We start from the raw sequence: 15145 nt of genomic DNA, 5'->3' as shown, positions 1-15145 counted from the left end.
GCCGCTAGCGCGCCAGCACGATCGACACCTGGATCTGGCCGCGCGTGCGCAAGACTTCCAGCGCCACGTCGTCGCCGTGGCGGCTGACGCGAAGATCGACGCTGGATTCGCCGAGCCTGAGATCGCGCAGGATCACCTCGTTGAGGAACGCCGGCAGATGCGGGTTGCGCAGGCGAATCTCGCTGCGCGCCACGTCGAACTCGATGCCGAGCGCCGCCTCCAGCAGCGTGAACGGCGTCGCGCTGGCCCAGGCCTGCGGCGCGCAGGCGACCGGATAGAGCGTCGGGCCGCGCCGCTTCTCGCGCCGGAAGCCGCAGAACAATTCGGGCAATCGGCGCAGGTCCATATAGGTGGCGGCGTCGAACAGCCCCTTGAAGACATGCGCGACCGAATGCTTGAGGCCGTAGCGCGCGAGCCCGAGCGCGATCAGCGCGTTGTCGTGCGGCCAGATCGACCCGTCATGATAGGACATCGGGTTGTAGCGCACCTCGCCTTGCGCGACGGTGCGGATGCCCCAGCCCGAGAAGAAATGCGGCCGCATCAGATCGGCGGCGACAAGGCGGGCACGGTCCTCGCGGATCATGCCGCTAAACAGCACCTGGCCGGCGTTCGAGGTCCGTACCTTGCAGGGCCGCTTCCTGCCGTCGAGGGCGAGCGCATAGGTGCCGAGCTCCTCGCACCAGAATGCCTTCTCGAACCGCTCGGCCAGCGCCGTGGCTTCGGCCTCGAGCTTGCGCACGCGGTCCGGCTTGCCGAGCCGCTGCGCGCAACGCGCGGCGAGCAGCTTGGCGGCGTAGACGTAGCCCTGGACTTCGGCGAGCGCGATATTGCCTTCCGCAAGCTGGCCGTCGACATGGAAGATCGCGTCGTAGGAATCCTTCCAACCCTGGTTGGCAAGTCCTTTCTCGGTGGCGCGCTGGTATTCGACGAAGCCGTCCTTATCAGGATCGCCGGGACCGTCGATCCAGGCCAGCCCCGCCTCGATCGCCGGCCATAGCTCGATCAAGGTCTTCTCGTCGCCGGTCCGTTCGACATAGCTTCCGGCGAGCAGGACGAACAGCGCGGTCGAATCGACGCTGCCGTAATATTGCGCGAACGGCACCTCGCGGAGCGCCGCCATCTCGCCGCCGCGCATCTCATGCAGGATCTTGCCGGGCGCGGCATCGGCGAGCGGATCTGTCGCCTTGGCCTGGAAATGCGCGAGCCGGCGCAAGACGCCCTTGGCGACGCGCGGATCGACCCACAGCATCTGGAGCGCGGTGATCAGGCCGTCGCGGCCGAACGTCGTCGAGTACCAGGGAATGCCGGCATAGGGATAACGCCCTTGCGGCGTCTCCGTCATCAGCATGTTGAGGTCAGCCATGGCCTGGCACAGCACCTCGTTGAAGATGTTGTTCGAGGTCTCGATGCTGGCGGCGCCCATCGTGGACTGGCGCATCTCCCGGCGATGGGCTAGCAGGCCCCTGAAAAAGCGTGCAGGCTTCTCCGCGACCGGCCGATTGCAGGATACGGCTACGAACAGCGATTTCGATTCATGCGGGTCCAGCTCGATCTGCCAGGTCGCGGCATTCACCGACAGCCGCGTCGGACGCGGGTCGAAATGCAGCCCCGTGGTGCGCTCGTTGTCGTCGAGACCGCGATATTCGAACAGCACGTCGGTCGGCCCAAGCAATTTGCTCGTGCCGGTCCCGCGCCGCGGGCGCCGCTCGCCGCGCACCTCGAACAGGTCCGCAAAGTCGTTGTCGAACAGCAGCGTCAGCTCGAAACTGGCCCGTCCGTCGCCATGGTTCTGCACGCCGATGCGCTGATAGGCCGTGCCGTGCCACAGGAAGATCGTGCGCACGATGTGTAGCAGGTCCTTCTGGAAGACGAGGCGGCCCTGACGATAGATGTCGGGATTGGTGAGATCGACGGTGAGCGCCGAATTGTCGTCGCGCAGGTTGGAGCCGAGCAGCAGCGGCTGGACATCCTCGAGCACGAGCTCCAGCCGCGCCAGATAGCGGGTGTCGTAGTGAAACAGGCCGTCCGGCCCGCCGGCCGACGCGCCGATGTCGCCATGGCTGTCGAGCACGATGAAGGTGTCGTCATGTTTCAGGGACCGCCGCGGCCGCGCGGCGGGCCCCGTCATCGGAATGTAGAACGTCTGCTCCGCGACGGCCTCCACCGTCTGCGATACGGAGACGATCTTGGTTACGGCTTCGGCTGCCATGAGCTGCTCCCCTGCGGCTTGTTTCGAAACGCAACCAACGCGAACGCGACTGTTGGGTTTACGCGGCGAACTTCGCGAGCCGGCTCATCTCCTGCGTCACCAGCTCACGGTAGGGACCGTGACCCTGCATCAGTCGGTCGGGCGCGCCGTCCTCGATGATCTTACCGGCCCTCAGCACCACCACGCGGTCGAAATTGCGCAGCGTCGCCAGCCGATGCGCGATCGCGATCACCGTGCGGCCGCGCATCAGGCGCGACAGCGCCTCGCGGATGGCCTCCTCGGATTCGCTGTCGAGCGCGGCGGTCGCCTCGTCCAGCAGCAGGATCGGCGCATCCTTCAGGAAGGCGCGCGCGATCGCGATGCGCTGGCGCTGGCCGCCGGACATCTTGACGCCGCGGTCGCCGACCATGGTATCGAGGCCCTCGGGCAGGCTCTCGACGAAATCGCAGCGCGCCGCGATCGCCGCGCGCAGCACCTCGTCATCGGTCGCGTTGGGCCGACCATAGCGGATATTCTCGCGAATGGAACGGTGGAACAGGGAAATGTCCTGGGGCACCACGGAGATCGCCTCGCGCAGGCTCTGCTGCGTAACCTTCGAAATGTCCTGGCCGTCGATCGTGATGCTGCCCTCGTCGGTATCGTAGAAGCGCTGCAGCAGCGTGAACAGCGTGGACTTGCCGCCGCCAGACTGGCCGACCAGGCCGACGCGCTGGCCGGGCTGGAGCCGCAGGCTGAAGCGCTCGAAAATCTTCTCGCCGCCGGGATAGCCAAAGGTGACGTTATTGTACGCGATCGCGGCGCCGCTCTTGACCAGGGGTTCCGCCTCGGGGTGATCTCGCAATTCGTGCGGCACCAGCAGCGTGGCGATCGCCTCGGTCAGCCGCGCAACGTGCTGGGTGACGTCGACCAGCGCCACCGCGAGGTCGCGCGTCGCGCTCAGGATGGAGATGCCGAGCGTACAGACCAGCACCACGTCGCCGGTGGTCGCCTCGCCCTGCTGCCAGAGCGTGACTGCCCAGGCCATCAGCGCGATCGTCAGAAGCACGGTCACAGCGGCATGCAACAGTCGCAGCTTTTCCAGATAACGCAGGCTGCGGCTTCGCGCGGTCAGTTCCCGGCTCACGGTCGCGTCGAACCGCTCATGCTCGTGGCCGATACCGCAGAAGGCCCGCACCAGGGGCATGTTGCTGATGACGTCGATCATCTCACCGTCGACCACGGCGGCCTTGTCGGCGAAGTCGTCATGCAGCGGCTTGCCCGCGGCGGCGAGGCGGAACATCGCAATCACCATGCCGCCGGCAATCACGGTCAGGCCAAGCGCCATATAAGGACTGACGGTTCCAATCAGGGCGATTGCCGCAATTGTGGCAATGCAGGGCGGCAACACGTTCCAGACGAACATGTTCTCAACCGTGAACACCGCGTTCGACGTCGCGGTGATACGGCTCGTCAGCATGCCGGGCATCCGGTCCGAGAAGTAACTGGGCGCGTGTCCGGTCAGATGACGAAATATGTCACGCCGTAAATCACCCGTGACACGAACGAAGGTGAAGCTCGCCGTCCAGCTCGCGATCCGCCACAGGAAGTTGTCAGCGGCGATCAGCGACATGAGTAAAATGAATGCCAGCCATACGCCGCCGCCTTGCGAAGGACCCGCAGACAAGGCGTCGACGAGGGATTTGACCCCGTATTGGGTGCCTACGGAGCAGGCAACCGCTGCGACGACCGCGGCCAGGATCACCAGATGCGATGTCATTCGCATCCGAAGATAGCGCAAGACAAAGGCAAATGGCCTGCGCGCGTATCCAGAAAGATGATCCATATGGCTATCGCCCCGTTTTGCTGATCTTCAAATTTGTTACTGATCGATTGAACATCGACCAGTTCGCCTCGGTTCCCGGGCAATGTCATCACGACATGCGGATGCGGACGATCTGCGAAGATGTGATGGCAGCATCGCGACGAACACCGGACGTGTCGAATAAGTAACGTTCGGAGGAAGGAACTTCGCAAGTGCGGGAACGTTCCCTTGGCTGGCATTGCCGGTGCCGACAAGCGGGGGCTTTCTACGATCATGATCGCACAAAGGAGATGGTGAGATGCGCATCGCGCAGGTTGCTCCGTTGACGGAGGCTGTTCCACCCAAGCTGTATGGCGGCACCGAGCGGGTGGTGCATTGGTTGACGGAAGAGCTGGTGGCCCTCGGGCACGACGTGACGCTTTTCGCCAGCGGCGACTCGCAGACATCAGCCAAGCTGGATGCGCTGTGGCCCAAGGCGCTCCGTCTCGACGGTTCCGTGCGTGACCCCAATGCACTGCACATGGTGCTGCTGGAGCGTGTGCGGCAAAAATGTGACGACGAGGAGTTCGACTTCCTCCACTTCCATCTCGACTATTATCCGTGGTCGTTGTTCCACCGCCAGCCGACGCCATTCCTGACCACGCTGCACGGCCGGCTCGACCTGCCGGAGCATCAGCCGGTGTTCAACACCTTCTCGAAGATGCCCGTCATTTCGATCTCCAATGCGCAGCGACGGCCGGTGCCGCAAGCGAACTGGGTGACGACGATTCATCACGGTCTTCCGGAGAATTTGCTGACGCCGAAGCCGGCGAAACAGGAATATCTCGCCGTGCTCGGCCGCATCGCGCCCGAGAAGGGCGTCGACCGTGCCATCAAGATCGCGACCCATTGCGGCATTCCGCTGAAGATCGCGGCCAAGGTCGATCGTGCCGACCAGGATTACTACGACGAGTTGATCCGGCCGATGATCGAGAACAATCCGCTGGTGGAGTTCATCGGCGAGATCAGCGATCACGAGAAGTCGGACTTTCTGAGCGGCGCGCTCGGCCTTCTGCTGCCGATCGACTGGCCGGAGCCGTTCGGCCTCGTGATGATCGAAGCCATGGCCTGCGGAACGCCGGTGGTCGCCTTCAACCGCGGCTCGGTGCCGGAGATCATCGACGAGGGGCTGACCGGCTTCGTCGTCGAGGACGTCCTCAGCGCAGCCGGCGTCGTCAATCGCCTTCCGCAACTCGACCGCACCGCGATCCGCAAGCAGTTCGAGACGCGTTTCACGGCGCGGCGAATGGCTTTGGATTACCTCGCCGCCTATCGCAGCCTCGCCGAGGAACAGTCGCCGCGGATCAAGCTGGTGAGCAGCGCGGAGTAGGCTGCCACAATCACAACTGTCGTCCCGGACAAGCGCGCCCTAAGCGCGCGCCGATCCGGGACGCATACTTCGCAGTATTAATTTTGCGAAGACTCGGAGTTGCCAGCTCGCGCAAAAACGCAATCCTGTGGTTATGGGTCCCGGCTTTCGCCGGGACGACACCGGGATTGTTGCGAAAGCGCCTACCTCACCACCGCCCGCTTCGGCTCCACGATCTCGAACATGCGCGGGAATTCGTCCATCAGGCCCATCAGCTCGGCGAGCTTCATCGGGTTGCCCGACAGCTTGACCTTGCCGGCAGCCACCACCTCCGGAAAGCTCGTCAGCTTGGCGATCACCTCGTCAAGCGTTGCGCGCGCCAGCGTGAAGCTGGCATCGGCGCCCTCTGCCTGCACGCCCTCGGTATAGGTCAGCGCGCAGTTCTCCAGATTGAGCACGAAGGTCTCGCCGGAATCGGAAAAGCTCCAGTTCAGCACGATGTGCTTGCCTTCCGCCTTCGGACCGTTGAGGCGGATGCCGAGCACGTCCCAGAGCTGCGAGGTGCGTAGCGCCGCCAGCGTCTCGCGCGGCATCGGCGGGCGCGCCGGCACCTTCGGCATGCCCTGGCGCAATTCCTGCGCACCGAACAGATAGGCGTTGCGCCAGGTCGCGCTTTCTGCGGCGTAGCCGAGCTGCTCCAGCGTGTCGGCCAGCAGACCGCGCGCCGCCGCATTGTCAGGCTCGGCGAAGACGAGATGGCCGAGCACTTGGGCGACAAAGCGGAATTCGCCCTTGTCGAAATCCGCACGCGCCCGCGCGAGGATCGCATCCGCCCCGCCCATATACACGACGTACTTCTTGCCTGACTCCACCGGCGGCAGCGGATCGAGATTGACCGGGTTGGCGTCGTACCAGCCGAGATATTTCTGGTAGATCGCCTTCACATTGTGCCGGATGTGGCCGTAATAGCCGCGGCCGTGCCAGGCGCCTTCCAGGCTCTTCGGCAGCTGGATCGTCTCGGCGATCTCGGCCGCGGTGAGGCCGTGATTCATCAGGCGGATGGTCTGGTCATGCGCGAATTTGTAGAGATCGCGCTGCTGCCGGATCATCGTGCCGATGCGCTCAGCTCCCCACACCGGCCAATGATGCTGGCCGCACATCGCCTCCGCCTTGCCGTCCCAGAGCTGCAAGGCCTCGCCCAGATATTTTGACCAGGCCAGCGCGTCGCGCACGTCGGCACCACGGAACGGCAGCAGATTGTGGAAATTGTGCGTGCAGTTCTCGGCGAGGTTCAACAGCTTGTAGCGCGGAATGAAGAAATGCATCTCCGCCGGTGCTTCGCTGTTCGGCGCCATCTGGAATTCGAATTCGACGCCGTCGATGACGCGCCTGTCGCCGGTCGCCATGATCAAATCGGTCGGGCGCAGCAGAGCTACTGATCCTGCCGCCATCGACTTGCCGAGCCCGCAATCGACCTGCCCCCGCGCCCCCTTGGCGAGCAGCGGCCCGAACTGGTACTGCGCCCGGCGCAGCATCGCGGGGCCTGCGATGATATTCTCGGAGACGGCGTGCTCCATGAACAGGTTCGGAGCGATGATCGGCACGCGGCCGGTTGCGAGTGCGTCTTCCTCCAGCACGCCGCGCGCGCCGCCCCAATGATCGGTGTGGGTGTGGGTGAAGATCACGGCAGCAACGGGCTTCAGGCCGCGATGCGTAAAGTAAAGTTCCAGCGCGGCCCGTGCCCCTTCGATCGAGGTCAGCGTGTCGACCACGATGACGCCGCTGTCGCCCTCGATCAGCGTCATGTTGGCGATGTCGAGCCCGCGTACCTGATAGACACCGGGCACGACCTCGAATAGGCCGTGCTGCATGTTGAGCCGCGACTGCCGCCACAGGCTCGGATTGACCGTGGGCGGCGCCTGTTCGTCGGACAGAAAGCCGTAAGGCTCGAGGCTCCAGACCGTCCTCCCTTGCGGGTTCGTGATCGTCGCATTCTCGATCGTTCCGAGGAAGCCACGCGCGGCGTCGTCGAAATCCCGCGTGTCGGAAAACGGCAGCGCGTTCAGCATCGCCGTCTGCTGCGCGATGACGGACGGCGTCGCGTCCTTTGGCTCGCTGCTGGGTTCTGTCATGTTTGCTCCTCCCCGCCAGTTGCGCGGCATCTAACCGCATCTGGCGGGTGATTGCCATCGCCGGCGGCAATACGGATGCTCTTCCCTTCTCCCCTTGTGGGAGAAGGTGGCGCGAAGCGCCGGATGAGGGGTATCTCTCCGCTCGCGAGAGCGTCCGCGAGGATAGATACCCCTCACCCGTCTCGCCGCTGCGCGGCGAGCCACCCTCTCCCACAAGGGGAGAGGGATTCAGAACTCGTGGCTACATCCCCAACAATCGCGGCAGCCACAACGACAGACCCGGCCAATACGTCACCACCACCAGGAATCCGAGCATCGTCAACAGCCAGGGCCACACCGCGACCGTGAGCTCGGTGATCCCCATCTTGGCGATGCCGGAGGCGACGTAGAGGTTGAGGCCGACAGGCGGATGGCAGAGACCAACCTCCATGTTGACTGTCATCAGTATGCCGAAATGGATCGGGTCGATGCCGAGCTTGATCGCGACCGGAAAAAGGATCGGAGCCATGATCAGGATGATCGAAGACGGCTCCATCACGTTACCGGCCAGCAGCAACAGCAGGTTGACGAGGAGCAGGAAGCCGATCCACCCCAGGCCCTGGTCGATCATCCATTGCGCCAGCGCTTGCGGCACGTTCTCGTAAGTCATCAGGAACGAGAACAGGACGGCGTTGGTGATGATATAGAGCAGCATCGCCGAGAGGTTCGCGGACGATAGCAGCACCCGCGGCACGTCGCTCAGCTTCAGGTCCTTGTAGATGAACACGGCGACGATGAAGGCGTAGACCGCACTGACGGCGGCAGCTTCGGTCGGCGTGAACAGGCCGCTGTAGATGCCGCCGATCACGATCACGATCAGCAGGATGCCCCAGATCGACTTGCGGAAGGCATCGAAGCGCTCGCGCAGCGTTGCCTTCGGCATCCGCGGATAGTCGTTGCGCCAGGCCCGATAAAATGTGGTTGCGCCAAGAAGCGTGGCCAGGACCAATCCCGGCACGATGCCGGCGATGAAGAGCTTGCCGACCGAGCTGTTGGTGGAGACGGCGTAGAGAACCATCGGGATCGACGGCGGAATGAGAATTCCGAGCGAGCCCGACGTCGTGATCACGCCCGCGCCGAACCGCTTCGGGAAGCCTTGCGCGACCATCGCCGGCAGGATCACCGAGCCGATCGCCACTACGGTCGCCGGCGACGAGCCGGAAATGGCGGCAAACAGCGCGCAGGCGACCACCCCCGACAGCGCGAGACCGCCGTACCAATGGCCGACCAGCGAGGTCGCGAAGGTGATCATCCGCCGCGCCACCCCGCCATGGGTCAGGAAGTTGCCGGCGAGGATGAAGAACGGGATCGCCATGATCTCGAAATTCTCGATGCCGGTGAACAGCTTCAGCGCCACCGATTCCGTGCGCACGTCGGTCAAGGTGAACATGAAGCTGAGCACGGTGAGGCCAAGCGCGATCGAGATCGGCATGCCCGTCAGCATCAAGGAGAGCAGAAGCGCGAACACGATGAGGACGCGCAAGCCCTGCGGCAGCGTGATGACGTGACCCGCATGCGCGAAGCACAGCGCGACGATCAGGACCGGCAGCAGCATCAGTATCCAGCCGAGCGGGCTGCGCTCGTCGCGGACGACCTGGCTATGCGTGACCGGCGCCGGATGCACCGGATCCGCCTCGACGCCCTCGACACCCGCCATGTCGTGATGCGGCAGCTCGCCGGTGCGATGGAAGGCCCAGGCGACCTGCAGGAAGCGGAAGCACATCAGGCCGGAGCCGAGCGGGATGGTGAGATACACCATCCACATCGGCGCTTCCAGATCGTTGGACTGCTGGCCGGTCTGCCACATCTGCCCGACGAACGCCGCGCCGAAATAGGCGACGATGGCGGTGAAGAGAGCGCCGCACAACAGACCGAAGGTGATGACGCGACGGCGCGATCCGCCGGGCAGGATGTTGACCAGTACATCGACGCCGACATGGATGCCGGTCCGCACGCCGTAGGCGGCACCGAACTTCGCCATCCAGATGAACATGTAGATGCAGAGTTCCTGCGCCCAGGACAAATCGAGCGCGGCAAGCCAGACGAATGCCGCGCGCGCCGGGACGGCGAGGAAAGTCAGGTTGCGGGCTTCCGCCCATTTGGCGATGTCGATCGACAGCCCGGCGCCGTAGCGGTGCAGCACGGCGACGAAGATGAGCGACGTCGCAGCCGCGATCATCGTCGCGATCAGCCATTCCTCGAGATGATCGAGCACACGATTCAGCACACGCAGCAACTTCGTTCCCCCAGCATTGGCTCGTCCATTCAAGAGCGAAACGGCCGGGAGTGCGATCACCCCCGACCGTTGCTATTGTTCTTGTCAGGGCGCGGCCGTCAGTTCATCTTGACGTCGAGTTCCTTGGCGACGAGGTCGAGCACTTCCTGCCCGACCCTGCCCTTTGCCCATTTGTAAGTCGGCTGCATCGCCTCCTGCCACGCCTTGCGATCGGCGTCGGTAAGGTAATGCAGATTGGTCTTGCCCGTCTTCTTGATCTCGGCCAGCGCGTCCTCGTTCTCCTGGCGCGCGATCGAGTTGGTGTAATCGGTCGCCTCCGTCATTGCCTTGTCAAGCTGGGTGCGGATATCGGGCGGCAGACCAGACCAGAACTTTGAATTGACGATGACGGCATATTGCAGGTGCGCATGATAAGACACGGTGATGTCCTTCTGCACCTCGTAGAACTTCTGCGTCAAATAGTTCGATGCTGTGTTCTCGCAGCCGTCGACCACGCCGGTCTGCAGCGCCTGGTAGACTTCGGAGAACGCCATGATCTGTGGGATCGTGCCGACCAGACGGAAATACTGGTCGGCGACCTTGGATCCGGAGATGCGGAACTTGAGGCCCTGGAAATCCGTCGGCTTTATCAGCGGACGGTTCGAGGAGACCATGTGGAAGCCGTTGTCCCAGTAAGCGAGCCCGGTTATGCCCTTGGCCTCGAGCTTCTGGAATAGCCACTTGCCGATAGTGCCCTTGATCGCGCTGGAATAGGTTTGGTCGTCCTTGAATAGCCAGGGCAGATCGAGCGCCTCGAACTCCTTGATGCCAAGAGGCGCGAATTTGGCGGTCGAAGGGGCAAGCATGTGCACGGAGCCGAGCTGCAGCGCCTCGATCTCCTCCTTGTCCTTATAGAGCGTGGAGTTCGGGTAGACTTCGACCTTGACCTTGCCGTCGGTGTATTTCTCGGCGAGCTCCTTGAACTTCAGCGCACCCTTCCCCTTCGGGGTGTCGTTGGCGACGACGTGGCTGAACTTGATGACGATCGGAGTTTGGGCCTGCGCAGCGGCAGGGGCCAGAATCAGCGCGGCCGCCGCGACCGCAAGAAGCAGTTTGCGCATCAAGACCTCCCAACAACCTCGACAAACCGGGTGCTTTTTTGTTTTCCGGTTTGAGTAGTGGCAGCAATCCGCAGGCCGAACAACTAGACCTAAGCCCAATTTGCCGCAGCCAAGCTATCTTGACGAGCGCTGTCTACGCAACCCGGCACCTGCTTCCGTCCAGGGGAACGAGCGCTTATGTCGCATTGCGGCAGTGCATCAGCTCTTGCGCTGCGCGACCATGAAGAGGCGGCGGAACGGGAACATGGTCTGCCCCGTCGCATTCTTCGGATAGGCCTTCGCAACCCGCGCGCCATAGGCGGCTTCGAATGCGATCTTCTCCTCGCCTGCGAGCACGTCGAGATAGCGCGTCAGCCAGGTCCCCTTGGTCCATTCCTTGACTGGGTTCTCGCCTTCGAGCACTTGCAGATATTCGGTCTCCCAGATGTCGGTGTTGGCCGACATCGGCGCAAGAAGATCGTGATAGAACGCCGGCCCCTCGACCGGCGGCGGCGTCACGAGATGCTCGACCTTGGATCGCCACGGACCATCGAGCGCGGTCTCGCCGATCAGCACATGCGACGGCGCCAGAAAGTTGCGCGGCATCTGCACCGCAAGCATGCCGCTGGGCTTCACCTTCTCCATCACCGATGGAATCAGCGCCGCATGATTGGGCAGCCAGTGCAGTGCGGCATTGGAATAGATCAAGTCGTATTGCTTGGCGGGGCGCCAATGGCCGAGGTCCTCGTGGGACCATTCCACATCGGGTGCAGCCTTGCGGCCGGCGTCAACCATCTCGGCGGAGCCCTCGACGCCGGTCACGCTCGCCTCCGGCCAGCGCTCCTTGATGAGTTTTGTCACGTTGCCGGCGCCGGCGCCGAGATCAGCAATCTCGCGCGGGGCAAAATCCGGAATCCGCATCAAGAGGTCAACGGCGGGCCGGAGCCGGTGACCGGAGAATTTTAAGTATTGCTGCGGATCCCAGACCATCGTCCCAACGCCTTTTTCTTTTTCGTGTTTCCTTCAACGTCGCTCTTGGTTACCACTGCTCGTCCCGCTCAGGCAATTCGCAAGGCCCGCGGGACGGGCAGGAAGCGGACAGCAATAAGCAAGAACCAAACAAGAGAGCGTGTCACCATGGACCTCGGGCTCAAATCGAAAACCGCTGTCGTCACCGGCGCGAGCATCGGCATCGGCCGCGCCATCGCCAAGGGCCTCGCCGCCGAGGGCGTGCGCGTGGTCGGCGTGGCGCGGCGCACCGATCTTCTCGCCGAGCTGGTGAAACAGGTCGATGGCGGGTTGATCACGCCGTTCGAGCAGGACGTCATGGCCAAGGACGCGGCGGAGCGGATCGCGGCCTTTGCGGTGAAGGAGCTCGGCCATGTCGACATCCTCATCAACAATGCCGGCGGCAGCCGGCCGCTGCCGGTCGATGCCCCCGACAGCAAATGGGACGAGGCGATCGCGCTGAATTTCACCAGCTACCGCCGCATCGCGCATGCGTTGCTGCCGCAGATGATCGAACGCAAATGGGGCCGCATCGTCAACATCACCGGCAAGTCCGAGCCAGAAGGCCTCAACGCGGCGTTCGCCGCCAAGGCCGCCGTGCACGCCTGGGCCAAGGGCCTGTCGCGCGAGATCGGCGAGCACGGCATCACCATCAACTGCATCCCGCCCGGCCGCATCATGAGCGAGCAGATCCGCCGCAACTACGCGCCTGATTATCGCGAGCGCTTTGCGGAGGAAGAGATTCCGGTCGGCTATTGGGGTGAGCCGGAAGACCTTGCGGCACTGGCAGTGTTTCTGGCCTCACCGGTGGCACGCTACATCACGGGCACGGTGATCCCGGTGGATGGCGGCCTGCGGCGGTATCAGTTCTAGGGTTGGCCTCCTGAATCCACGGCCCGCGAACGCACGCCACGTCCCGTTTGCCGCCGGACCTCACGGTTTGACGTAGCTCCAGCCCTGCTCCTGCAGCTCCATGACGCGGACGACGCCGGATTTGACGATCGTGGCCTGTGGAATCAGGCTTATGTCCTTGTTCTCCGCCTTGCGCATGTTTTCCTGCGTGTTGCCGCAGGCTTTAAAGGAGATTTCGGGATGGCTCATCGCGAGCACCTCGATGCGCGGCTTTACCGGCGAGGTGTCATCGCGCAGCATGTGAAGGCCGGGACCAAAGGTGACAACCTCGATCGACACCGGTTCACCGAGATCGCGATAGTATTGCGCGACGTTGCTCGCATTGTTGAGCGTGAGGTTCATCATCGCAGGTTCGTTGGAATTGACCTGCAGCACCAGCCGGTGCGGCTTTTTCGCGCTCTCGGTTTTTGTGGCCTGAGCCATCTTCGTGTTGTTCGCAGGATCCTGCCTGATCGCGTGATTCTGCCGCGGCTTGCTTACCTGCTTCTGTCCACCCTGATGCTTCGCGCTGCTCGCTTGGCTCTTCTCGCGCGCCTGCGGGATCCACTGGTTGTCCTGCTGCGCCTGCGCGCTTGGTCCGAGCAGAAACCCTATCGTCAAGCCGCCGATGACTGCCATCACCAATTTTGGAGTGATCATCTCGTGTTTCCCATTTCCTGACCATCACCTACCCGGTCTGGCGACGGCATGTGGCCATTTGCATGCAGCCGCCATTTTCTTGCGCACGTTTTCGAATCCGCTGAGCAGGAATTGTCCGCCTTGCACCGGGCCAGTACGGGTGAAAAGGCTCACAACGATGTGGCCGTCGTCGGGTAGTGAGCTCAACAACTTTACGACGTCGCCCCCGAAAGCGACGCCGGAGCCAAATGACGGCGACGCTGCTGCGAGTTGCATTGGCGTATCCGCATTCAGCCGAAAGGAGATGACGTATTCGTTGGCGCTGCGTGACAGCGCCGGTCCGGCGACTATGACTTCCGTGCGGCCTCTGCGGCAGTGGATCGCGAGCTGCATCGCGGCGCCATCCGAGCTGCCGACCGAAGTGGCGGTGGCGGTGACGACCGGCAGATAATCGACTGGCGAAGTCGTCTCGCTGACGATCCACGCAGTATCCCGGCTACTCCGACTGGACGGTGGGTTCTTGCGCGATACGTCTTGCAGACATTCCAGCCGGGCTTGTCCCTCCATCGCCGAACAAGTCCTAAGTGTTTCCATGGGATCGCTCGTACTTTGCGCGTAGGCGATACCGCAGGCGACGTTGAAGGCGACAGCGAGCGGCGGAGCGGCAGTCTTCATGGCCTCGCCTGTACGCTGCGCGCTTTGCGATCCAGCCATTCCTGCGCGGCTTGGAAGCGTGTGAGACCCGGGACGGATGCCGCAAGATTGATCGACTGCCATTTCGGATCGAAGCCTGGTGCCTGCAGGCGATCGATGCGCGAGAACAGGTACTCGACAAGGCGAGCCACGCGTTGGTAGCGATTGGAGCCCGGCGACCAGTTGAAAGCGACAAGCGCTGTCGGGACCGCGATGGTCGAGATCCGCTCACCCTGCTTGATCAGGTTGGGATACTCATTGGCGTCCAAGGTCGCGGGCAGATAATAGTCCTCGAACTTCTTGTCGTAACCGATCGGGAGGAACTTGAATCCAGCCTCCCAGCGGCCCTTTACGAAGGCATCGACGGGTTTCGAGGTGATGAACACCACGGCCGACATTTCGCCTTTGCGCATCTGTTCCAGGGCAACCTGATGCGGGATGAATGTCTTTTCGACATCGAGCCCGAGACGGCTGAAGATCAGTGGTCCTGAATAGGCGGCCGCGGTGCCCAGGGTGTTGAAGTTCACCTTCTTGCCGACAAGATCCTGCAGGCTTGTGATTTCAGGCCGCACAAAAATGTGCAGCTCGGATGGGAAGAGATTGAGCAGATAGGTGATGCGGCTTTTGATCTGCGGTGCCTGAATCTTATACTCCTCGAACGCGTCGGAATTGATGATGGCAGTATCGACGCCGCGCAAATAGAGCAGCGCATTCAGATTGTCGGTTGCGCCCCGGGTGACGATCGGCAGGAGATGCAGGTCTGCTCCGTCGTCGACGACGCGAGCCATTTCTGCGGCGAGGCGGATCGGCGCGCCCTCGAGCAGGCCTCCGGCGAGCCCGACCGTCCAGGCGTTCATCCGGTCCTTTTCGCTCTCTTTCGGAAGCGGCCGTTGGTCGAATTGGGCATCGGCCTTGGCATTTCTCGCCGTTTGCGATTCCAGGCAGGCCGTTTGAAGCATCATAGCGACCGGCACCAACCAAGTGAGCTGGAGCAACGAACGTGACTTTGGCGCCTTGTTCATGTCGTTCCCTTCCGGCTCAGCCACCGCAAGCTTTCGTCTCTCGGACTG

Annotated in this window: 12 protein-coding genes and 1 pseudogene; 3 read left to right on the top strand and 10 right to left on the bottom strand. The window is 63.0% G+C overall.

The features are described 5' to 3' along the window. Positions 1–4: 4 nt before the first annotated feature. Together GA0061098_RS33235 and GA0061098_RS33230 are read right to left on the bottom strand one after the other, a co-directional pair. Positions 5–2209, bottom strand: coding sequence for an amylo-alpha-1,6-glucosidase (locus tag GA0061098_RS33235; RefSeq protein ID WP_091965657.1), 2205 nt, complete (start codon positions 2207–2209; stop codon positions 5–7). Between the two features lie 58 nt (positions 2210–2267). Next, positions 2268–4031: an ABC transporter ATP-binding protein gene (locus tag GA0061098_RS33230; protein ID WP_091965656.1), complete on the bottom strand. Its 1764-nt coding sequence runs from the start codon at positions 4029–4031 to the stop codon at positions 2268–2270. Here GA0061098_RS33230 and GA0061098_RS45295 point away from each other — a divergent pair. Further along, positions 3959–4198: a hypothetical protein gene (locus GA0061098_RS45295; RefSeq protein WP_165637753.1), complete on the top strand. Its 240-nt coding sequence runs from the start codon at positions 3959–3961 to the stop codon at positions 4196–4198. The two genes, GA0061098_RS33230 and GA0061098_RS45295, sit on opposite strands and share 73 nt — an antisense overlap. A 110-nt stretch (positions 4199–4308) precedes the next feature. Continuing rightward, complete coding sequence (locus tag GA0061098_RS33225) at positions 4309–5379, top strand: glycosyltransferase family 4 protein (RefSeq protein WP_091965655.1); 1071 nt, start codon at positions 4309–4311, stop codon at positions 5377–5379. 182 nt (positions 5380–5561) lie between these two features. On the opposite strand, the gene GA0061098_RS33220 is transcribed toward GA0061098_RS33225, so the two are convergent. The 5 genes and pseudogenes from GA0061098_RS33220 to GA0061098_RS33205 form a co-directional block, all read right to left on the bottom strand. Then, positions 5562–7490 carry an alkyl/aryl-sulfatase gene (locus GA0061098_RS33220; RefSeq protein ID WP_091965654.1) on the bottom strand — a complete coding sequence of 643 codons (1929 nt, stop codon included), beginning with the start codon at positions 7488–7490 and terminating at the stop codon, positions 5562–5564. Between the two features lie 241 nt (positions 7491–7731). Then, positions 7732–8973, bottom strand: coding sequence for a TRAP transporter large permease (locus tag GA0061098_RS46405; protein WP_430649285.1), 1242 nt, complete (start codon positions 8971–8973; stop codon positions 7732–7734). A 261-nt stretch (positions 8974–9234) separates the two neighbouring features. Beyond that, positions 9235–9708, bottom strand: a pseudogene (locus GA0061098_RS46400) (TRAP transporter small permease); the annotation flags it as partial. A gap of 155 nt (positions 9709–9863) precedes the next feature. Next, positions 9864–10865, bottom strand: a complete 1002-nt coding sequence (locus GA0061098_RS33210; RefSeq protein ID WP_091965652.1) for a DctP family TRAP transporter solute-binding subunit — start codon at positions 10863–10865, stop codon at positions 9864–9866. A gap of 198 nt (positions 10866–11063) precedes the next feature. Further along, positions 11064–11834, bottom strand: coding sequence for a methyltransferase domain-containing protein (locus tag GA0061098_RS33205; RefSeq protein ID WP_091965651.1), 771 nt, complete (start codon positions 11832–11834; stop codon positions 11064–11066). A 147-nt stretch (positions 11835–11981) separates the two neighbouring features. On the opposite strand from GA0061098_RS33205, the gene GA0061098_RS33200 reads away from it, so the two are divergent. After that, positions 11982–12725, top strand: coding sequence for an SDR family NAD(P)-dependent oxidoreductase (locus GA0061098_RS33200; RefSeq protein WP_091965650.1), 744 nt, complete (start codon positions 11982–11984; stop codon positions 12723–12725). A 60-nt stretch (positions 12726–12785) separates the two neighbouring features. On the opposite strand, the gene GA0061098_RS33195 is transcribed toward GA0061098_RS33200, so the two are convergent. Genes GA0061098_RS33195 through GA0061098_RS33185 form a run of 3 tightly spaced genes read right to left on the bottom strand, consistent with a single transcriptional unit; the run spans position 12786 to position 15097 of the window. Then, positions 12786–13403: a DsrE family protein gene (locus GA0061098_RS33195; RefSeq protein ID WP_245323772.1), complete on the bottom strand. Its 618-nt coding sequence runs from the start codon at positions 13401–13403 to the stop codon at positions 12786–12788. Positions 13404–13427: 24 nt separating this feature from the next. Then, the gene (locus GA0061098_RS33190; protein WP_245323769.1) at positions 13428–14057 is read right to left on the bottom strand and encodes a hypothetical protein; all 630 of its coding nucleotides are present in this window, start codon (positions 14055–14057) and stop codon (positions 13428–13430) included. Next, the gene (locus tag GA0061098_RS33185) at positions 14054–15097 is read right to left on the bottom strand and encodes a TAXI family TRAP transporter solute-binding subunit (RefSeq protein WP_091965708.1); all 1044 of its coding nucleotides are present in this window, start codon (positions 15095–15097) and stop codon (positions 14054–14056) included. Before GA0061098_RS33185 ends, GA0061098_RS33190 begins: the two co-directional genes overlap by 4 nt. Positions 15098–15145: the final 48 nt, after the last annotated feature.

Source organism: Bradyrhizobium shewense, from assembly GCF_900094605.1.
Lineage (GTDB): Bacteria > Pseudomonadota > Alphaproteobacteria > Rhizobiales > Xanthobacteraceae > Bradyrhizobium > Bradyrhizobium shewense.
Note: the sequence above shows the minus strand (reverse complement) of the source record. Positions and strands in the feature narration are given on the sequence as shown.